Annotated in this window: 21 protein-coding genes, 1 tRNA gene and 3 pseudogenes; 11 read left to right on the top strand and 14 right to left on the bottom strand. The window is 69.4% G+C overall.

Annotation, left to right across the window (positions count from 1 at the left end; all coding sequences use genetic code 11):
• Nucleotides 1-110: 110 nt before the first annotated feature.
• Both ABZV38_RS12365 and ABZV38_RS12360 read left to right on the top strand, forming a co-directional pair.
• Nucleotides 111-1313, top strand: a complete 1203-nt coding sequence (locus ABZV38_RS12365) for a sensor domain-containing protein (protein WP_356326734.1) — start codon at nt 111-113, stop codon at nt 1311-1313.
• Between the two features lie 183 nt (nt 1314-1496).
• A complete protein-coding gene (locus ABZV38_RS12360) occupies nt 1497-4526 on the top strand; it encodes a SpoIIE family protein phosphatase (protein WP_356326733.1) in 3030 nt (1009 codons plus the stop codon).
• 121 nt (nt 4527-4647) lie between these two features.
• On the opposite strand, the gene ABZV38_RS12355 is transcribed toward ABZV38_RS12360, so the two are convergent.
• From ABZV38_RS12355 to modA, 4 genes are all read right to left on the bottom strand, one after another.
• A complete protein-coding gene (locus ABZV38_RS12355; RefSeq protein WP_356326732.1) occupies nt 4648-4821 on the bottom strand; it encodes a hypothetical protein in 174 nt (57 codons plus the stop codon).
• Between the two features lie 174 nt (nt 4822-4995).
• Complete coding sequence (locus ABZV38_RS12350) at nt 4996-6087, bottom strand: ABC transporter ATP-binding protein (RefSeq protein ID WP_356326731.1); 1092 nt, start codon at nt 6085-6087, stop codon at nt 4996-4998.
• Nucleotides 6084-6941, bottom strand: coding sequence for a molybdate ABC transporter permease subunit (modB, locus tag ABZV38_RS12345; RefSeq protein WP_356326730.1), 858 nt, complete (start codon nt 6939-6941; stop codon nt 6084-6086). Before modB ends, ABZV38_RS12350 begins: the two co-directional genes overlap by 4 nt.
• On the bottom strand, nt 6938-7768 hold the full coding sequence (gene modA / locus ABZV38_RS12340) for a molybdate ABC transporter substrate-binding protein (RefSeq protein ID WP_356326826.1): 831 nt from the start codon (nt 7766-7768) through the stop codon (nt 6938-6940). The genes modB and modA overlap by 4 nt, the downstream gene beginning before the upstream one ends.
• A gap of 304 nt (nt 7769-8072) precedes the next feature.
• Here modA and ABZV38_RS12335 point away from each other — a divergent pair.
• Nucleotides 8073-8626 (top strand): annotated as a pseudogene (locus tag ABZV38_RS12335) (molybdopterin-dependent oxidoreductase).
• Nucleotides 8627-8656: 30 nt separating this feature from the next.
• On the opposite strand, the gene ABZV38_RS12330 reads toward ABZV38_RS12335, so the two are convergent.
• A complete protein-coding gene (locus ABZV38_RS12330) occupies nt 8657-9052 on the bottom strand; it encodes a helix-turn-helix transcriptional regulator (RefSeq protein WP_356326729.1) in 396 nt (131 codons plus the stop codon).
• Nucleotides 9053-10191: 1139 nt separating this feature from the next.
• On the opposite strand from ABZV38_RS12330, the gene ABZV38_RS12325 reads away from it, so the two are divergent.
• Both ABZV38_RS12325 and ABZV38_RS12320 read left to right on the top strand, forming a co-directional pair.
• Nucleotides 10192-10632 carry a PPOX class F420-dependent oxidoreductase gene (locus tag ABZV38_RS12325; protein ID WP_356326825.1) on the top strand — a complete coding sequence of 147 codons (441 nt, stop codon included), beginning with the start codon at nt 10192-10194 and terminating at the stop codon, nt 10630-10632.
• Nucleotides 10633-11305: 673 nt separating this feature from the next.
• Nucleotides 11306-11731 (top strand): hypothetical protein, encoded by a 426-nt coding sequence (locus tag ABZV38_RS12320; protein ID WP_356326728.1) that lies wholly within the window; start codon nt 11306-11308, stop codon nt 11729-11731.
• Between the two features lie 79 nt (nt 11732-11810).
• Here ABZV38_RS12320 and ABZV38_RS12315 read toward each other — a convergent pair whose 3' ends face one another.
• On the bottom strand, nt 11811-12023 hold the full coding sequence (locus tag ABZV38_RS12315) for a hypothetical protein (RefSeq protein ID WP_356326727.1): 213 nt from the start codon (nt 12021-12023) through the stop codon (nt 11811-11813).
• A 515-nt stretch (nt 12024-12538) separates the two neighbouring features.
• On the opposite strand from ABZV38_RS12315, the gene ABZV38_RS12310 reads away from it, so the two are divergent.
• The gene (locus ABZV38_RS12310) at nt 12539-12787 is read left to right on the top strand and encodes a hypothetical protein (protein WP_356326726.1); all 249 of its coding nucleotides are present in this window, start codon (nt 12539-12541) and stop codon (nt 12785-12787) included.
• A gap of 146 nt (nt 12788-12933) precedes the next feature.
• On the opposite strand, the gene ABZV38_RS12305 is transcribed toward ABZV38_RS12310, so the two are convergent.
• Nucleotides 12934-13413 carry a hypothetical protein gene (locus ABZV38_RS12305; RefSeq protein ID WP_356326724.1) on the bottom strand — a complete coding sequence of 160 codons (480 nt, stop codon included), beginning with the start codon at nt 13411-13413 and terminating at the stop codon, nt 12934-12936.
• Nucleotides 13414-13501: 88 nt separating this feature from the next.
• On the opposite strand from ABZV38_RS12305, the pseudogene ABZV38_RS12300 reads away from it, so the two are divergent.
• Nucleotides 13502-13828 (top strand): annotated as a pseudogene (locus tag ABZV38_RS12300) (site-specific integrase); the annotation flags it as partial.
• Nucleotides 13829-14026: 198 nt separating this feature from the next.
• Here ABZV38_RS12300 and ABZV38_RS12295 read toward each other — a convergent pair.
• The 5 genes from ABZV38_RS12295 to ABZV38_RS12275 all read right to left on the bottom strand — a co-directional run bounded on the left by ABZV38_RS12295 (nt 14027) and on the right by ABZV38_RS12275 (nt 15860).
• Nucleotides 14027-14109, bottom strand: a tRNA-Arg gene (locus tag ABZV38_RS12295).
• A gap of 313 nt (nt 14110-14422) precedes the next feature.
• Nucleotides 14423-14635: a hypothetical protein gene (locus ABZV38_RS12290; RefSeq protein ID WP_356326723.1), complete on the bottom strand. Its 213-nt coding sequence runs from the start codon at nt 14633-14635 to the stop codon at nt 14423-14425.
• Between the two features lie 162 nt (nt 14636-14797).
• Nucleotides 14798-15022, bottom strand: coding sequence for a hypothetical protein (locus ABZV38_RS12285; protein WP_356326721.1), 225 nt, complete (start codon nt 15020-15022; stop codon nt 14798-14800).
• A 63-nt stretch (nt 15023-15085) separates the two neighbouring features.
• Complete coding sequence (locus tag ABZV38_RS12280; protein WP_356326720.1) at nt 15086-15283, bottom strand: DUF6233 domain-containing protein; 198 nt, start codon at nt 15281-15283, stop codon at nt 15086-15088.
• A 292-nt stretch (nt 15284-15575) separates the two neighbouring features.
• Nucleotides 15576-15860, bottom strand: coding sequence for a hypothetical protein (locus ABZV38_RS12275; protein ID WP_356326719.1), 285 nt, complete (start codon nt 15858-15860; stop codon nt 15576-15578).
• Nucleotides 15861-16153: 293 nt separating this feature from the next.
• Between ABZV38_RS12275 and ABZV38_RS12270 the strand changes: the two genes are divergently transcribed.
• A complete protein-coding gene (locus ABZV38_RS12270; protein ID WP_356326718.1) occupies nt 16154-16288 on the top strand; it encodes a hypothetical protein in 135 nt (44 codons plus the stop codon).
• Nucleotides 16281-16496 (top strand): annotated as a pseudogene (locus tag ABZV38_RS12265) (4-hydroxy-tetrahydrodipicolinate synthase); the annotation flags it as partial. The gene ABZV38_RS12270 and the pseudogene ABZV38_RS12265, both read left to right, overlap by 8 nt.
• On the opposite strand, the gene ABZV38_RS12260 reads toward ABZV38_RS12265, so the two are convergent.
• Both ABZV38_RS12260 and ABZV38_RS12255 read right to left on the bottom strand, forming a co-directional pair.
• Nucleotides 16497-17711 (bottom strand): WD40 repeat domain-containing protein, encoded by a 1215-nt coding sequence (locus ABZV38_RS12260; RefSeq protein ID WP_356326717.1) that lies wholly within the window; start codon nt 17709-17711, stop codon nt 16497-16499.
• Complete coding sequence (locus ABZV38_RS12255) at nt 17708-18274, bottom strand: SigE family RNA polymerase sigma factor (RefSeq protein ID WP_356326715.1); 567 nt, start codon at nt 18272-18274, stop codon at nt 17708-17710. The genes ABZV38_RS12260 and ABZV38_RS12255 overlap by 4 nt, the downstream gene beginning before the upstream one ends.
• A gap of 224 nt (nt 18275-18498) precedes the next feature.
• Between ABZV38_RS12255 and ABZV38_RS12250 the strand changes: the two genes are divergently transcribed.
• Complete coding sequence (locus ABZV38_RS12250; protein ID WP_356326714.1) at nt 18499-18723, top strand: hypothetical protein; 225 nt, start codon at nt 18499-18501, stop codon at nt 18721-18723.
• Nucleotides 18720-18932: a hypothetical protein gene (locus tag ABZV38_RS12245; RefSeq protein WP_356326713.1), complete on the top strand. Its 213-nt coding sequence runs from the start codon at nt 18720-18722 to the stop codon at nt 18930-18932. The genes ABZV38_RS12250 and ABZV38_RS12245 overlap by 4 nt, the downstream gene beginning before the upstream one ends.
• Nucleotides 18933-19003: the final 71 nt, after the last annotated feature.

Raw genomic sequence — 19003 nt, 5'->3', positions numbered from 1 at the left:
GGTTCTCGGCTTCGCCCCCGCAGTGAGCGCCGGAGGTAGGGCCGGCCCCACCTCCGGCACTCCGGCAGCGCGGATGGTCCGGGCGGATCGGCGTCTTCTACGGTGAGGCCATGCGCCCCCGGAATGTGTGGCAGGCCCTGGCGAGCCCCCGCTATCTGCTGTCGTCCTGGCCCTGGCGGTCGGCCGGCTACCTGCTGAGCGGAGCCCTCGCAGGCATCGTCGTACTCGTCGTGATCACGCTCGGCATGGTGCTCGGCGGCGCGCTCTCAGTGGTGGCGGTCGGGCTGCCACTGCTCGCCCTGACGGCCCTCTCCGGCGTCCCGGTGGGAGCCATGGAGCGGGGCAGGCTCCGCCTGATCGACCGGTCCCAGGCGCCCGATCCGCACCGCCGGCCGGCCGAGCCGGGCCTGTGGAGCTGGCTGACGTACCGCTACCGGGAGCAGGCGACCTGGCGGGAGCTCGGGTACGCGCTGCTGCTCGCCGTGGTCCTGTGGCCGCTCGACGCCCTTGTGCTGGGGGCCTGTGCGGCCGTCCCGCTGTCGCTGATGTCCACCCCCGCGGTGATGCAGCTGTACGGGAACGGCGAGGAGGCCCGCGTGGTGAAGCAGTGGACGGTCACCGGCTGGCCCGAAGCCTTCGCCACTGCGGCCGCCGGTTTCGTACTCCTGGTGCTCGGCTGCTGCGTCCTCGGTCTGCTGGCCGGAGCGCAGGCCGAACTGACCCGTCTTCTGATCACTGAGAAGAGAAGCGAGTTGGGGGACAGGGTCACCGAACTCACCCGTTCCCGTGTCCGGTTGGTCGACGCCTTCGAGGCGGAACGCCGCCGTATCGAACGCGACCTCCACGACGGGGCCCAGCAGCGCATCGTCGCACTCACCATGACCCTCGGACTGGCCCGCCTCGACGCCCCGCCCGGCCCCCTCGCCGACCAGCTGGCCAAGGCCCATCAGGAGGCAGGCCGGGCGCTCGCCGAGCTGCGCGAGCTGATCCACGGCATTCACCCCAAGGTGCTGGCCGACTACGGCCTTGAGGCGGCCGTCGCCGACGCGGCCGACCGCTCGGCGATACCCGTCGACCTGGACCTGGCACTGCCCGGCCGGTACCCGGAAGCCGTCGAGGCGGCCGCGTACTTCGTGGTCTGCGAGGCCCTGGCGAACGTCGCCAGGCACAGCGGTGCGAGCCGCGCGGGGGTGACCGGCCGCCACGCGGCGGGCCGGCTGTTCCTGGAGATCCGCGACGACGGCCGCGGCGGTGCGCGCACGGGTGGCGGCGGTCGACAAGTTCGGCTGCCCGGCGGCCGTGACGCCGGGTAACACTCGCGGCGGTCGTCCCGGTGGCGGGCGGCACCGCCGGGAAGCACGCGGTGCCGTCCTTCGACGGCTTCGGTGGGGCGTTGTCCCAGCGTTACGCATGGGCGACTCGTCAGTACACTGAAAAGGAAATACCACTCATTCCGGGTGTCCTGCCCTACGCGGGTTCGCGGAGGGAAGTGAGCGATGGCTGAACAGCTCCTCATGGACGAGGCCGGCGCGGCGCGACTTCGGATGATCATTGAAGCAGGTGCGGAACTCAGGGGTGCCGATCTGCTCAATTTCGCGCTGGAGCACGCGGTGACGGAGGCGGGTGGCCTGGGCGGAATGGTGCATGTGCGGGGCCCCGGCGGCCGGGGGCTGCTTCTGATGGCGAGCAGCGGGCTGGTCCGCACCGTGGCCCAGGACTGGGAAGAGATCGAGGAGCACAGCGAGACCGCGCCCGCCCGGGCGGTGAGCGGCGACGCATCGGTATGGATGCCCGCAGCCGATGACGACCGGGCCCGTGCCGCGGAGGTCTCCGAGGAGCCCGGCACACAGGGTGACTCACCGGACAGCACACACGGATCGGCCCCCGGAGACACTGTCGGTAACCACCCCCACGGTTCAGCCCCGTGGTCGCCCACCTCCGCGCTGCCCGACGGCAGCGGGCTGCTGGCCGTTCCGCTGCTCACCCCGGGCGGAACGGCCGGCGCGCTGTCCGTGCTCACTGTCGGCAAGGGCCAGCCCACGCCGTGGCAGCGCGGGGCCGTCGAGGTGCTGGCCGCCTGGGCCGCCCTGCGCCTGCGGGACCAGTGGACGGGGTCGGACCGGACCGAAGCCGGTCGGCTGCGCGAGAAGCCGCCCGTCTCCCGGCTGCCGAAAGAGCCGTCCGCCACCCTGCTGCGGCAGGCGCTGGAAGCTCTCAAGATGGGTTCCTGGGAGTGGGACCTGGCCACCGGGGAGCAAGTGTGGGACGAGTCGACCCTCGCCATCCTCGGCATGGAGGGGGAGTCCTCAAAACAGACTTTCGAGACGTGGACCCAACTGGTCCACGCCGACGACCTGCCCTGGCTGCTCGTCGAGATCGAGCAGGCGATCCGCAACCGTCGGGTGTCCGCTGTGGAGTACCGGATCTGCCGCCCGGACGGGACCGCGGGCTGGGTCAGCGCGCGGGGCCGGGTCCTGCCGGGGGAGGACGGTCGGCCTGCCCGCATGGTCGGCACGGTGTGGGACACCACCGAGAGCCGGATCGCCCGGGACTCGGTGAGCCGCGCGCTGCTGCACATGAGTGAAGCGTTCTTCGCGGTCGACAGCGGGTGGCGGATCACCTTCGTCAATGTGGAGGCGGAGCGGTTCCTCGGCGCCTCGCACGACCTCCTCGGCCGGATCCTGTGGGACGCCCTCGCCGAGATCGGCGTCGACGCCGTGGAACTCGGCCTGGAGGCGGCCTTCCGGCGGGCCGCGGAAAGCGGCACACCGGGCGGGTTCGACGTGCGGTGGCCGACCAACCGGCGCTGGTACCACATGCGGCTGGTCCCGGTGCCGGACGGCCTGACGGTGTACGCCACCGATGTCACCGAGATCCGGTCGCAGGAGGCGGAGTCCGCCACGGCGGAACGCGTCACGGCCGACCGCACCGCCCGTATCACCGAGCTGACCGGCGCGCTCGCCGAGGCCCTGACCATGCAGGACGTCGTGAACGCCACCGCCGAGAGGGTCATGGCACCGTTCGGCGCCTCCGGCCTCGTCTTCCATCTCATCGAGGACGAGACGGTACGGGTCGCCGGGGCGGTCGGATACCCACAATCGTTTCTCGACCGGGTCGACGGGGTGCCGGTCAACGACATCACCCCGGTCGAGGAGGTGCACCGCACCAGGACGCCGACCTTCATCGACTCGGCGGAGGACTACGCCGAGCGCTATCCCGACCGGGTCGACTCCCCCGCGGCGATCAACAAGTCCGCCTGGGCCTTCCTGCCGCTGATCGTCTCCGGACGTTTCACCGGGTGCTGCGTCATCTCCTTCACCGAACCGCGCCACCTCAGCGGGGAGGAGCGGGCGCTGCTCATCACGCTCAGCGGGCTGATGGCACAGGCCATCGAACGCGCCCGGCTGTTCGACGCCGAGCACACCAGGGCCCAGGAGCTCCAGCGCGGTCTGCTGCCGGACGTCCTGCCCACGCTGCCGGCCGTCGCTGCCGCCGCCCGCTATCTGCCCGCCAACGAGGGCGTCGAGGTCGGCGGCGACTGGTACGACGTGATCCCTTTGTCCGGCGCCCGGGTGGCGCTGGTCATCGGCGATGTGATGGGACACGGTCTGTCCCAGGCGGCCACCATGGGCCGGCTGCGCACCGCCGTGCACACGCTCGCCGATCTCGACTTCGCGCCCGACGAGCTCCTCAACCGCCTCAACGACGTGGTCAACGACCTCGGTGACGACTTCTACGCAACGTGCCTGTACGCCGTGTACGACCCCGTCACCCGCACGTGCACGTTCGGCTCCGCCGGGCACCCCCCGCCGGCGATCGTGCACCCGGACGGCACCACCGAGTTCCTCACCCGCCCACCGGACCCGCCGCTGGGCGCCGCTCTCCCGCCGTTCGAGACCACCGAAGCCGTCCTGGAGGAGGGCAGCCTGCTCGTGCTCTACACGGACGGGCTGATCGAATCCGCCACCCGGGACATCGACCGGGGCATGACCCACCTGACGAAGGCGCTGGCCACGGCCGCTGCCGCCGTACAGGACCAGGACGAGGCGGCAGCACTGGAGCGGCTCTGTGACAACATCCTGGCCGAGCTGCTGCCGGGCCAGCAGCTCACGGACGACGCCGCGCTGCTCGTCGCCCGCACCCGCGCGATACCTGCCGAGTCGATCGCCGGCTGGGTCCTCTCCGACGGTCCGATCGCCGCACAGGAGGCCCGCCATCACGTCCGGGACCAGCTGGCCGACTGGCAGCTCGACGATCTGGCCATGACCGCGGAACTCCTGGTCAGCGAGCTGGTCGGGAACGCCGTCCGGTACGGGCGAAGCCCCATCGGACTCCGGCTGCTACGCGCGGAGGGCCTGATCTGCGAGGTCTCCGACGGCAGCCTGACCACCCCCCGCATCCGGCACGCGGCCGAGACCGACGAGGGCGGCCGCGGGCTGCAACTGGTCGCTGCGCTCGCCCAGCGCTGGGGCGCCCGCTACACCGCCACCGGCAAGTGCATCTGGACCGAGCAGTCGGTGACTTGACCGTCGTTCGGTCGACGGCTGCCCGTCCGCGGACGCAAGACGCCCCTGAGGGGGCCCATGTGATGGCCCCTCAGGGGTGCGCCGACACTGCGGTCTCCGTGTGACGGTCGACCGCCGGAGATCAGTTGTGGCCGAATTTTCGCTGCTTCTTGTGGGACACCGGCTCCGATATCGAGCGCACCGGTCCAGGCGCGTCCGTCGTCTGCGGCTGCTGCTCCTTCGTCTCCACAGCGGCACTGCGTTCATGGCCGCCAGTGCGGGCACCACGGTTCTGCCGGCTCTGTTTCTTGCTCACGATCGTGCCTCCTGTTAGCGGCTGTCGCTCTCGGAAAATGGGCCACTATCAGATTCGCATGTGAGTACGAACGTCGCATTTCGGGCATGACGGCCCAGGTCGGTGGCGGCACCGCAGTGCCGTCGGCGCCGCCCGCCGCCGCTGAATGGCGGAACGCTCAAGGCGCCCCTCCGATCAGGCGGGGTAGGCGTGCGTCTGGGTCGCTTTGACCGTTGCCCAGACCGTGGCGCCCGGGTAGAGGTCGAGCTCGGCCGCGGCGGCCGTGGTCAGGTCGGCGGCGAGGGGGAGTTCGCCGGTGAGGTCCGTGCGGATCTGATCACCGTGGGTTTCCAGACCGGCCACCTCGCACCGCCACAGGTTGCGCGCGCTGGAGCCGGTGGGGCGGTCGCGGTACAGGGTCACGGCGCCCGGCGGGAAGGCGACGAAGACAGGGCCGGTGAGGTCCTCGGTGGTGGTGATCGCGGGTCCCGCGTCGAGTCGTACGGTGTGGCCTTCGGCCCGCCCCTGGTAGAGGTTCAGGCCGACCAGCTGGGCGATGTAGTCCGTACGCGGATGACGGGCGATGTCGGAGGGGGCGCCCTCCTGGACGATGCGGCCGTGCTCGATGACGACGAGGCGGTCGGCGAGGACCATGGCGTCCAGCGGGTCGTGCGTGACCAGCACGGCGACCGCCTCGAACTCGGCAAGGTGGCGGCGCAGTTGGGCGCGCACCTCCAGACGGGTGCGGGCGTCCAGGGCGGCGAGCGGTTCGTCGAGCAGCAGCAGCCGGGGGTGGGTGGCCAGGGCGCGAGCGAGGGCGACGCGCTGTGCCTGGCCGCCGGAGAGACGGCGGGGTCTGACGGCGGCGTGGTCGGCGAGGCCCATGCGGTCCAGCCACTGTGCGGCCTGCGCGCGGGACTCGGCCTTGGACGCGCCCTGGCAGCGGGGGCCGAAGGCGACGTTGTCCAGGGCGGACAGGTGCGGGAAGAGCAGATAGTCCTGGAAGACGACGCCGACCGGACGGGACTCGGGCGGCGTACGGTCCAACGAGGCGCCGTCGAGGCTCAGATGACCGCCGGTGAGCGGGGTGAGCCCGGCCAGCGCGCGCAGCGCGGTGGTCTTTCCGGCGCCGTTGGGCCCGAGCAGCGCGACGACGTCACCGGGCGCGGCGGTCAGTGCCACGTCGAGTCGGAAGGAACCGCGCTCCACGACGAGACGGGCGTCGAGGCCGTCGCCGCGTGCGGCTGCGGAGACGGTGGTGGCGGCGCTGCTGTCGATGTGGGTCATGACACTGTCATCCAACGGTCCCGCAGCCCGGCCAGCACCGCGATCGACACGGCCAGCAGCACCAGACTGAGCGCGATCGCCGCGGCCGGGTCGCTCTGCAGCGCCAGGTAGACGGCCAGCGGCATCGTCTGCGTACGTCCCGGGAAGTTGCCCGCGAAGGTGATCGTCGCGCCGAACTCGCCCAGGGCGCGTGCCCATGCCAGCACGGAGCCGGCCGCGATGCCGGGGGCGATCAGCGGCAGAGTGACCCGGCGGAAAGCGGTGAAACGGGAGGCGCCCAGGGTCATGGCGGCCTCCTCGTAGCGAGGATCGGCGGCCCGCAGCGTGCCCTCCACGCTGATGACGAGGAACGGCATGGCAACGAACGCCTCCGCGACCACGACCCCCGCCGTGGTGAACGGCAGCGTGATCCCGAACCAGGAGTCCAGCCACTGTCCCACGACGCCGTTGCGGCCGAGAGCCATCAGCAGTGCCACACCGCCCACCACCGGAGGCAGAACGAGCGGCAGGGTCACCAGGGCGCGTACGAGGCCGCGTCCGGGGAAGTCCGTACGGGCCAGCAACCAGGCCAGCGGCACACCGATGACCAGGCTCACCGCGGTGGCCGCGGTGGCGCAGACCAGCGACAGCTGCAGCGACTGCCAGACCTCCGTGCTGGTCAGCTGGTCCGGCAGGCTGCGCCACGGCGCCCGTACGAGCAACGCGACCAGGGGCAGCAGCAGGAACACCAGGCCGATCAGCGCGGGCACCAGCAGCGGGAGCGGAACCCCCGCGCGGCGGCCCCGGACGCGCTCGCGCCGCGGCCTGCCCGGGACGGGCTCGGTCGCGGCGTCGGACTTGTCGAGCGAGGTCACGGCTTGAGGAACCCGGCCTCGGTCAGGACCTTCTGGCCCTCGGTGGACTGCACCAGTTCGATGAAGGCCTTTGCCGCGTCCGCGTTGGGCGCATCCTTGAGCAGGGCGATCGGGTAATCGTTGATGGCGTCGGCCGACTCGGGGAACTCCACGCCCTCCACCTTGTCACCTGCCGCCTTCACGTCCGTCTTGTAGACGACCGCGGCGTCGGCCTCCTTCAGCTCGACCTTGGTCAGGGCGCTCTTGACGTCCTGCTCGTACGAGACGGGGGTGAGCTTCAGGCTGCTGGCATCGAGGGCCTTCTGCGCGGCGGCGCCGCACGGCACGGTCTTGTCGCACAGGACGACCTTGAGACCGGACTTGGTGAGGTCCTTGAGGGAGGAAACCTTGTCGGGGTTGCCCGGCAGGGTGGCGATCTCCAGCTGGTTGCGCACGAAGGTGGAGGGGGTGCCGGACGCGTCCTTCGCGTCGGTGACGATCGCCATGGTCTTGGGGCTGGCCGCGGCGAAGACGTCTGCCGGGGCGCCACCGGTGATGCCGGCGGCGAGGGTGTCGCTGCCGCCGAAGTTGAAGGTGACCTTCGTACCGGGGTGTTCCTTCTCGAACTCCTTGCCCAGGGCCGTGAAGCTCTCCTTGAGCGAGGCGGCCGCGAACACGGTCACCGTGCCGGACAGCTTCTTCGGCGAGTCCGTGGGCGCCGAGGCGGGCGAGTCCGACTTGGACGACGAGTCGTCGGACGAGGAACAGGCGCTCAGTGCCAGCAGCGCAGCAGTACCTGCAACGGCCACCTGCAGAGTCCGGCGGGTCCGGCGTGCGGAACGGGTCATCACGGGTCTACTCCCTCTGAATTCTTCTCTGTCCGGTCCGAGGACGACCCGGCGGTCCGGCTCGTCGCGCTCGGCGTGCAGCCTGCCGCCGCCGACCCGGCGCCCAAGCGCGTCGACACCGACGCCCGTCAATGCAGCCGCCTCCCCGGTCCGGTGGGTATGCACCACGGGGATGATACTGCCGCAGATGCAAGGGGGAAGTCTTCTGTTGCATTGCATGAGCTGGACAGTTGTTGGGCAAGGTGGGCATGTGCGTTTGTACGGGGCTGCGGTCCGGGTAGCGTCATCCGGGAGGTGGTTGCCAGTGAGCCGGCCCTTGACGGAACGGGCTGCCGATCCGGTGGCGGAGCTCGCCCTGACCGGGGACCTCGCGCGCCCGGGCCGGCTGACCGCGTCCGACCTGCTCGCCTGGCCCCAGCATCGCGTGCGGGTCAGCTTCGAGTGCGCCACCAGCGGCGTCCAGCACCACGGGTTCACGGGACCGCTGCTGCACGACGTCCTGTCCGCCGCCGGCCCGCCTTCGACCCCGCTCGGCGCAAGGACCGGCTTCGCTTCCTGGTCGCCGTGACGGGCGCGGACGGCCACCACGCCCTCCTCTCCTGGGCGGAGATCGACCCGGACTTCGGCCGTGCCGCCGTCCTGCTCGCGGTCAGCATCGACGACAGCCCGCTCGACCGCGCCGGACCTCAGGTCGTGCTGCCCCAGGACCGCTGCGGTGCCCGCCACATCAGCGGCATCAGCGAGATACGCGTGGACGGTGGATACACCTCGTGGACGGCACACCGCGGAAAGGAACTCGGTGAGCCCGGCGGATCCGATGGGCGCCCCGGTCGCGGAGCACATCCCGCAGGAGCGTGATCCACGGGGCCGCCGCCCATGAGCGCCGGGTCAGGTGCGGTCGATGTGCACGTTCGTCGACTTCACGCGGGCAGTTGCCTCCATGCCGACCTCCAGGCCCAGTTCCTCCACGGCCTCCCGGGTCAGCAGCGAGACCAGTCGGTGCGGACCGGCCTGGATCTCCACCTGCGCCGCGACATCGCCGAGCTTCACGGCGGTGACGATGCCAGGGAAGGCGTTGCGGACCGAGGTGTACGAGGCGTCCTCCTCGCCACTGCCGGTCCTGGCAAGCTCCACGGAGAAGGCGGCCAGATCCTGGCCGTCGATGAGCCGCCGTCCACCCTCGTCACGGTGGGTCGCCATCCGGCCGGCATCTGCCCATCGCCGCGCGGTGTCCGGGCTCACGCCCAGCAGCCGGGCGGCCTGGCCGATTGTGTAGGACTGCATGTGCGCCAAGATAGGTGCACTCACCTGCGGTACCCAAACAGGCCCCGGGGAGGCCCGGTCGCGCGCCGGATCTGCGGCGCGGGGTGAGCGTCACCCTCTGCTCCGCCATGGGTTCCTCCCGGTTCGTGAAGGGTCCGCCTCGGTCGGAGGTGACGCAGAAGGAGGCGGCGTCCAGCCCCATGGCCCGGTTGCCGATAGTAAGCCGAATCCGTCGCCGACAGGGCAGGGTTGTGCGCCTGCTGCCTGGGCATTGTGCCTTGTTCGCCCGCCGGGTGGTGAACAGAACGCGCCTGATTCACAGATATGTCAATAACCGTCCGATGCCCGGTCCGGGGGCGAGGCCGCGATCGCGTCGGCCCGCCCGGAACCGCTGGTGCGTCAATCCGTCCCGGATGCGCCGGGCTCGTCGCTCTCTCCCAGCGGAATCCCCAATTGCCAAGCGCGATAGCCTGCTTGGAAGCGGCTCTCGACCCCCGCCGCCGTCGGTACTGGATACAAGCAACCCGAGTTCCACCAGGTTGTCCCGCGCATGAGCCAACTCGCCCACAGACAGGCCCAATTCGGTCGCAGCATCGTTGGCGTTGCGGAGCGAGCCGTTCCGTAGCGCCCATTCATGGACGGACAGCGGGACTGGCTCGAGAATGAGCGCCGAGGCGCCGCGTTGTGTCCCTGAACACGCCATATGTCGAGATCCTCTTCCGGTCCGGCCAGCTTAGGACACCGAGTATCTCTCCAACTGAGCCGCCGTTGCTCGCAGGACGGCCGCCGAGCCGCAGAGCGCGCCGGTCCTCGCCGACGCCGCCGCCTGACGGCGGGCACCTCCTTCTCTCCTTCATTTCGCCGACCGGCTCAGCGAGGCCATGGGCCTGCCGACCAACGGCACGGAGCTCAGCGCCGCCCGCCGCGACAAGTTCACGATGATCGAGACGATCAAGTCCGCCGGGGTGCGCGGCGCCAGGCAACTGCTCGCCACAAGCGCCGACGAACTTGCGCAGTGGCACCAGGAGCTGGGCACCCGCGTCGTGGTCAAGCCGCTCAAGAGCGCGGGCAATGACGGCGTCAAGTTCTGCGCCACCCCCGAGGAGAGCGCCGGAACGAACAGCGCAGGACAGCAGAGGAGCGTCCCATCCATGCAGCCCATGTCCGAGGCCGAGTGGCGTGCCTTCGCTCTCTCCGGCACCCGAACGGCGAAGCTGGCGACCCACCGCAAGGACGGCCGCCCCCATGTCACACCGGTGTGGTTCCTACTCGACGAGACCGAGGGTGCCGAGGCCGGCCGGCCGCAGGTTCTCTTCACCACGTGGCACGAATCCCTCAAGGCGAAGTCCCTGCGCAGGAACCCCCGGTTCGCGCTCTGCATCGACGATCAGGAGCCGCCCTATGCGTACGTCATGCTCGAATGCACCGCCACCTTCACCGAGGACCCGGCCGACCTCCGCCACTGGGCCACCAGGATCGGCGCCCGCTACATGGGCGCCGACCGGGCCGACCGGTACGGACAGCGAAACTCGGTCCCGGGGGAGTACCTGATCCGTGCCACGGTCGACCGGGTGACCGCCTTCACCGGCATCGCGGACTAGCTGTATTGATCACGAGCGCTGTTGACACGAGGGTCCGGTGGCCTACGTCCGGTGCAGCCGCGTGTCGCCCTGGACTCCTCCGGGGCGGCTGGACCAAGACCGTCACCGACGCCTGCCGCCTCGCCGGCCCCGAGCACGAGCAAGCGCATTCCCCGGCCGGCTGAGCTGATCCTGGGGACTCTGCGAACTTGGGCGGCGACCGTCCGTGACGTGCCGACGTCGAGTGCCCTTACGACAAGGCGAGCGTATTGTCCCTATATGCGCGACGTTCGGTGTGGCTGGTGCGACGCACCGGCGCCGGCGAGTCGTGGCCGACGGCACTGCCATCCGGTACCCCGGCAAGTGGCCTGGCGGACCCGGCGCCGTTGGCGGGAGGCCGCGAAGGTGCGGTAGGTGACGCTGGTCCTCGGCGCGGAGCTGCTGGAACGGGTACGGGAAGTCGCGCAGCAGGTGGGTGACCTTCCCTCGGCGCGAAACCGCCCTTGCGCCGCTGTGCCGGAGGTGCCTGGGCCGCCCGGGCTCCGGTGCACGGGGCGGTGCCGGCCTACGGGGCGAGGCGGGGTCGGCCGGGCACGGATCGACGCTGCTCGCGACATCGGCGCTGCAGCCGCCCGGAATCGCTACGGGCGCGTGAGGGGACCCCGGCCCGGTGTCACCCAGGGAGGGTGAGAACGTGCGGGAAGCTGGAGCTCCTTTCCCTGCTGCGGGCTCCGGCCTGGAGCTGCTGGACCCTGCTCTGGTCCGGGTGATGCTGGAGGCCGGTGCGTCTGTGGGTGTCGTGTACCTGCTGCCGTCAGGCGAGACGGTACTGCGGCTGGCGTTGCTGACGGGGATTCCGCTGCAGATCGCCGCCCCCTGGGCGCAGGTGGGACTGGCGGCCCGGATCCCGGTGGCCGAGGCTGTACGCGAGCGGCGCCTGGTATGGGTCGGTAGCCGGGAAGAGATGGCCCAGCGCTTCCCGAAGCCCGCGCTCGTACTGCCTTACGACTTTGCGGTGGCCGCCGCGCCGATCACCACGGGCGGCTGCGTTGTCGGAACGCCCGAATACGTCGGGCACGGGCACCTTCTGATCCGTAGCTCTGGCCGGATCGGTCAGTGACGGTCATACCGGTGGCGTCACGGCCTGGAAGGACGCTGCTGGACGGTTGCTGGGGTTGCGGTACGACTGTGCTGTACGTCTAGGGCAACTCGGCGGTCTTGTCGACCCGGCGAGGACTCCCGCGATAGATCACCCAGAGGCTGACCAGAACCAACAACGCTCCGCTGATCGGCCAGCCCACGGACCCGTCGTCGCGGTAGTCCCTGATGCCGCCCGCAAGGAGGAGGGCGGACGGGATCAGCCCTGCCCAGTCGAGGGCTCTGCTCAATCTCGTGGCAGTCGAGTCGGTCACAGGGTGATCATGGCAGGCGCTTGCGCCCCTCCACCAGATACCAGCTTCGTCGATGATGGGCCGGCGCCTTCGCGCGAGCACTGGCCCGCCGGAGTGTTGGATGCTCTCGAAGAGTTCACGCAGGGCGGCGTAGTCGCCTGTCCTCAACTTGTCTTTCACGGGAGCTGCGCCTCTCATCACGACGACAGGCCGGGACCATGCTGTCGAATACACGGGTGACATCCCCATGCAGATCCATGCAGAGGACATGTCGAGGTGGGCACTGATCACCTCTGGCACCTGCGACCTTGCCGAGGCTGACGCATCGCTCCCACTGAAACCTTTCGTTCAGGTGTCGCCGATCGTCAACTTGGCGGATCTTGACGGGGGTAAGCGGAAGCTCATCAGTTGCTCCCGACCTGGCGTCGTGGACGCATGCCCTGCGCGGTAGAGACGGGCAACGATTCTTCATCGGGCCTGACGGCCGGCCGGACCTCCGCATCAACGTGTGTCTCGGGTCACCGAAGTGGCGAAACATGCGCGAGCGCACAAGCCGTGACTACACGTACTCGGTCGGAGTCTGGCTCAACTACCCTCTGCCCTCAGGGATCAACCGGTGGGAAGCCGTCGAGGATGATGCGGAGGAGTTCTTCTTCTGGCGCGTCACCGACCCCGAGAACCCAGGTCGAGTACAGAGCAGCTCGTTCTACGCTGCCCTCTCGGGCCGAGATGCTGCCGCGGCCAAGGTCCGAGTCATGCCGCGGCAGCGGCAGCACACACCCTGATAGGCACCGGGTGACAACCGTGACAGCGGCCATGTGGAGTTTTCCACCGGCGGCCAGTTACTGGGGAGGTAACTGGCCGTCAGCAGTCACTGAGTGTCATGGCGATGCCTGGCAAGCGTCCCAGCGTGGTTTCTGGTGTGCCATCCCTACGGGATCCGGATGAGGTCCATGGTCCAGTTGGTTCGCCACGTGGCTCCGTCGTCGTAGGAGAACGCCTGCTCCCACCGGGGAGTGTCCGGGGCGGGGAAGCTCCACACGAACCGGACCTGCACGGCGTGCCCGCCCAGCACGTCTTCGCATAGGAACTCGCCGCGGCCATCGGTGAAGCGTCCCTCGACGGGTGGGTCAAGGTGTCCGGGCCTGGTGCTGGAGGCCCACCAGATCCGCCAGACCTTGGCTTCGGGATCGAACTGGCGAAGTGTGAAGCCTTCGAAGTTGTCGGTCCATATCCGGTCGATGTGGCCCAGCCCGCCCAGGATCGGTTCAGCCTCAGAGGTAGCGTCGAACTCGATCCACTCCTCGCAGGACGGATCGGTGACGTCCACCAGCTTGCGGTTGCGCACCCGCCAGCGGGCGAAGATGAAGTTGAAATCAGAGCGCCCGTCGGCGGGCACGGCAGGATTCACGGTCAGACTCCTCGGACAGTTAGTCCCCAGCGATCACTCGCAGGTGACGCTCGTACAGGAACGCACACGGTACGTCCTGGCACTGACAAAGCCCGGTGATCTTCTCTTCCCGTGGGAGAAGGGGGAGATGCTCGCCGGGTCTGTCATCCGGCGCGCCTGGGGGAGCGCACGGCGCGAGGTCCTCGACCCTCAGGAGTGCGCCTCTCCGCTCGGCAAGCGGGTGTACGACCTTCGGCACACCTGTTTGACGAACTGGCTCAACGATGGCGTCCCGCCGGCACAAGTGGCGGAGTGGGCGGGCAACAGTGTCCCGGTACTGCTCGCGATCTACGCCCGGTGCATCGTCGGTCACCTGCCGGATCTCAAGAAGCGCATCGAGGCCGGAGGGGACCTACCCGATCTGCCAGAGCGTTGAGCGCGGCTCCGGGAGCGCCACCGTGTATCCACCGTGGCCACCCGTAGAAACCCGGTGACAGCCGGACAGCGCCGGACTCTCCCCGCCAGACCTGGGGGCGGTCCGGCGCTTGTGCGTTCTCTACGTCACCCTCGCTACGGTGCGGTGACCTGCAGAAATGGCCCTCCCGAGGGAGGGCCTGATGGCGTGCGGACTGTGTGCCCCCGGCAGGACTCGAACCTGCGGCCAAGCGCTTAGAAGGCGCTGGGTGCTTCGACGGGTGATCGGCCTCTGACCTGGGCAAGGAGGGAGGCTCAGGGAGGTGTGGCTGGGAACGTCGACACGCATTCGACAAGCGCTCTGTTACCAGCGTTGCAGCGCTCTGGGCGTCACCATTCGCCTCGGAAATGTCGGTACTCGTCGTTCATCAAGTCCCAGAAGGACTGGTAGCGGAGTGCGCCGGGCAGCCAGTGGGCGACGGGCCAGGCTTCCCACTCGCCGTCTGGCGTAACCACGCAGGGGTTGAGGAGGTAGACCTCGGTCCACGGACCCCGTCGCCCGCTGCACCAGGTGCGGACGCATCTGGACCGAGCAGAGCGCCGCCGCGTAGCTCCGTCAGCAGAGACACCCGACGTCAATCACTTCGATCACGTTGCCCCGGGCCATGTACTCGACCCAGCACTGATTGCCGAACGCTGCCGCTTTCGCCCCTGGCGGCGGGAACGGAGCCTCGGCTGCGGCGCTAATGAGCATGATGATCTCCTTGCGCGCGTCGGCGGGGACGTCCAGCAGCACGTCGGCGGCGCGTTTGATCAATTCCACTCGCATTGCGCACCCCATGGCAGGAGCAGCGTTGCACGGCACAGCCCCCAGCCCGGATGGGCCTGCCTATCATCCAGGGTCTCTCGGCTCGTCCGGGCATGTACAGGGGCACAGCGAAGCCCCCGCACACGCTCGTGCGGGGGCTCACGTATACCCAACCGCACAACCTCAGCCGCGCGCCTCCGGAGCCCAGTAGGACGGTCCCCCGCCGTGCCATTCGAGCAGCTCCGGGTCGTCGATCTTCGTATCAGCCTCGGGCAGGCCTGCGAGGCGTAGGAACTCCACCACGTCGAGCAGGTGGTACGCCGTGCCGACGTAATCATCGCGGATCGTCACCCGCCGTCCGCCGTCCGGCTGCGGCGGGTGAACGATCACGGGCGCTTGTCCGGACATACTCCCAGTGTGCTCCGGCCATCCGAATATGGATCGAGCCCCCACACTCGCTCGTGCGGGGGCTCAGTCGAGGATCCCTAGCTCGGTGTCCGGTCGGCAGAACACGCACGCCTCCAATTGCGCGTCCGTGAGCGCCATCCGAGCATCCTGCGCCGAGACGGGATGCGTGTTGTTGCTGGTCATCGTGCAGTCGTCGATGTAGACGCCAGGGCAGCGGGCTGCTGGCGCTGACGTCGTACGGGGTCGCGTACGGCGTCCCACCGGGCGCCCTGAGCCTCTGAGCGCTCGGCTGCCGGGTCCCCCTGGGAGCGGCTCGGCAGGGCCCGAGGATCACCCCGAGCAATCACCGACTGCCACGTAATCTCGCCCATCCGTTCGGGGGGGCGAGACAGCGTCTCCCTCCTCCCTGACTTCTTCGTCCCGAAGCAATGCGACCGACCCCATGACCTGCGGCTCAACTGTCCTTGACCTGTGAGGACTGTTCGCCAGAGTCCGTGGACGTCCGCCTCGGTGTGGGGTCGGTGTAGCGCAGTCAGACACTCAGCCCGTGCCCCTACAGGCCGCGTAGTGCTTCGTATAGGTCGTCGTAGGCTGTCCAACAGTCGACGCTGCCGTCTTTGCACAGGCTGCCCATGTACCAGTCGTCGTCACGGACGGGCTTCACGAGGCACAGACTGTGGAACCCGAGCACGATTTCTGGTTGCAGCACCTCGTCGGCTTCGACGAAGGCGACCCACTTCACCGCCCTGTTTGGATCTAGGACGACAGCCTCTTGGTCCCCGGATGCGTCGCGGATCTGCTGAAGGGTCCACCCCGGAGGAAGCTGTGCGTCTGCCACCCAAGGATGATCTCATCCGCCAGGTGCCGGCCGCCGCTTTACAAGTTCGCCCGGACGTCCTCTGCTGCTGGCGCTCCCATGGCTGCCGGTGCTGCGAGGGGGCGTGCATGGCTGCTGTGATCCACCGCCGTTGATGTCAGCGGTAGATGTCAGTTCCTCGGCCCGACTGCGCTACGGCCGCCGGTAAGCAGACGTGTCGATCCCTGGCTCCGGATCCCTCCTGAACGTCAGGTAGGCCGGGTACTCAGGATCACCCACCTCCAGGAGGGCGAGCAGGAGCCGACACTTCAGCCATGACGACGTCACGCGATACCGCTCCCTTCGGCCGCGCCCTGTGCGCGATGATCACGCCGTTCAGCGAATCCGGTGCCCTGGACCTGGACGGGGCCCAGCAGCTGGCCGAGCGGCTCGTGGCCGGCGGCAGGTGACACCGCGGGCGCCGCGCTGCGGCAGCAACAGGCCCTCCCGCTCATCGAGTTGATGATGACGTCCGGGCTGCCCGGCACGGTCACAGCGAAGGCGCTGCTCGGGTCGCTCGGGCTGCCCGCGGGCCCGGTCCGCGCACCGCTGCGGCCCGCCGGCCGGGAGGCGGCCGACGGGATGCTGGCGCCGTACGAGCGGCTGGCGGCCGCCTGATCAGCGTTCGGCGAAGATCGGCGTCCAGCGCCCGGCCGCACCGTCGTTTCCCTTGCGGAAGCCGCTCAGCGGTACGACCTTGTCGCTGCCGACCGTGACGAGCACGAGCCGGTTGTGGAACTCGTTCGAGCCCGGCGTGATGTCCCAGGCGATCAGCCGCTTGTTGTCGGCCCAGGCGAGCAACTGCTGCCCGCGCACCTTGGTGACCCACTTGCCGGTGTAGGGGTCGAGGAGCACGGAGGCACTCTGCTTGTTGTTGCCCGCGTAGCCGCCCCCGACGAGCTTGCCGTCCGGGGACAGCCCCGCGTCGTTGAACCAGAGCACGTACTCCTCGTTCGCGGGCTTGGCGACCTTCTTGCCCGCGAAGTCGTAGTACTGCATGTGGGGAGCCGAACTGAGCCCGGAGTAGACCAGCTTGCCGTCGTGGCTGAAGGCGAAGTCCTGGCGGACGTTGTGCTCGTCGACGTCGGTGACCTCGCTCCAGGATCCCTTCCCGGAGTCCACGTCGAGGACGTAGAAGCCGGTCCGGCTCGACTGGCCGAGCTGCGACATCCAGTCGTTCTTCTTGCCGTCGCCGTCGCTGTCGTAGTCCGCCTTGTACCGCAGGTCGGGGTTCTTGCTGTACGTCGTCGCGACGAGCTTGCTGCCGTCGGGCGAGAACTCGACGCCCGCGACGCCGCGGTCGACCGGGATCCAGCGCTCGACCTCGCCGGTGAGCAGGTTGAGCAGGCCGATCCGCTTGGCGGGCAGGTCCTTTTCCAGGACGGCGGCGGTCCGCATGCCGGGAGCGACGTCGATGAAGGACCACTTGGTCGTCTTCACGTACTTGCCGGTCTTCTGGTCGAGGAGCCGGTAGGTGCGGACGGCGACAGCGCGGTCGTCCGTCTGCTTGACGTTGCTCCAGGTGTAGTACGCGACCAGCGCGACGTCCCCCGCCGCGATCAGGTCGCCCGGCGGTGTCTGGTCCGGGTGGGCGATGATGTCGCTCGGGTTCATCTCGCTCGCGAGGCGCACGTCGTCCTTGCCGGAGTCCAGGAGCGGGACCGCCACCGCGACTGCGACCACGGCGGCGGTGGCCGCGGCGGCGGACGCGAGCGCCCGGGACCGACGGCGCCGTCGGACCGTCAGCACCCGCTCGGCGAAGCCCGGCCCCAGTGTCGGCTGTTCGGCGGCCTGTTCGCGCAGCGAGTCGCGCACCAGCTCGTCGGCGTTCACGGACGCACCTCCACAGGCGAGAAGTCACGGGACGGCTGCTGCTCGGCGTCCGCGGGGCCGAGTGCGGCCAGTTCGGGGGCGAGGCCCCGCAGCCGGGCGAGGGAGCGGTGCGTGGTGGACCGCACCGTGCCGACCGAGCAGCCGAGGAGACGGGCGACGTCGGCCTCGGGCAGGTCCTCGAAGTAGCGCAGGACGAGGACGGTGCGCTGACGGGCGGTGAGCCGGGCCAGTGCGGCGCGCATGACGATGCGCAGGTCGGCCGCGCCAGGCCCGTCGTCGGCGCCTTTGTGCGCGGGGCTCTCCAGCGGCTCGGGGACGCTCAGTTCGCGCCGCGGCCACTTCAGCCGCCAGCGGTTCACCTGCTGCCGGTAGAGGATCTGCCGTACGTACGCCTCGGGCTCGTCGATGCGGTGCCAGCGTCCCGCGGCCTTGATCAGTGCGTTCTGCAGCAGATCCTCGGCCGCGTGCCGGTCGCCGCCGCTGAGCAAGACGGCGGTCTTCAGCAGCGCGGACGACCTGTTCTCCACGAACTCCCGGAAGTTTTCCTGGCCCTCGGCATCCATCGTCACCTTCTCTTGTTGTTCTGGGATCTTCCTCGGCGGGCTTGCTGTCCTTGATGACGTCCGCGGCGGCCCCCCGCTATGCCTGTGTGCAGGCAAAGAATAAGCGGGCGGCCCGCACCGGGATCCGGACGCTGTTGGTAAATCCGGGGCCTGCGTGACGACGGCCTGCACAAGCCCGTTGGGGTTGTGCAGGCCGTCGTCGTGTTTCTGGGTTCTACTGAAGGATGAGCTCTCCCGACCCGGACACCTGGCCGGTGGTGGTGCGTGGGGCCAACGGCGACTGGTCGGAGTTCCCGGTCGGTGCCGTGGAGTTCCTGGCCGGCGTGTACCGGCGCACCATCGACGTGCCGGGCATGCCCAGGAGCTTCCCGAGTGACGACCCGAACAGCGTCGACCCCGACACCGAGCGGGACAACAACGACGACGGCACCGAGGCGGTGGCGGCATGAGCAGCCTCTTAGCCACCATTGCCGCCGCTGGTCCGCTTGCGGCTGGTTGGTCGGTCCACACGGTGTGGATGCGCCGCCGCCTGCACACCGCCCGCCGTGACCCGCTCACCGGGCTCCGCACCCGCGACGGCTTCACCCGCCGCGCCACCACCCTGCTCAAGAACCCGCAGGCGGTCGTTGTCCTCGCTAGTCCCATCCTCCGCACATGACCGGTTCGGATGAACTGATGATGTGGCCGGTACCTCGGCGGGATGTGGCTCGTTGGGTTCGACGTGCCGAT

This window comes from Streptomyces sp. NPDC005181 (assembly GCF_040608395.1).
In the GTDB taxonomy this organism is placed as follows: domain Bacteria; phylum Actinomycetota; class Actinomycetes; order Streptomycetales; family Streptomycetaceae; genus Streptomyces.
The sequence above is the reverse complement of the archived record's forward strand: the minus strand, read 5'-3'. Positions and strand labels throughout refer to the sequence as shown.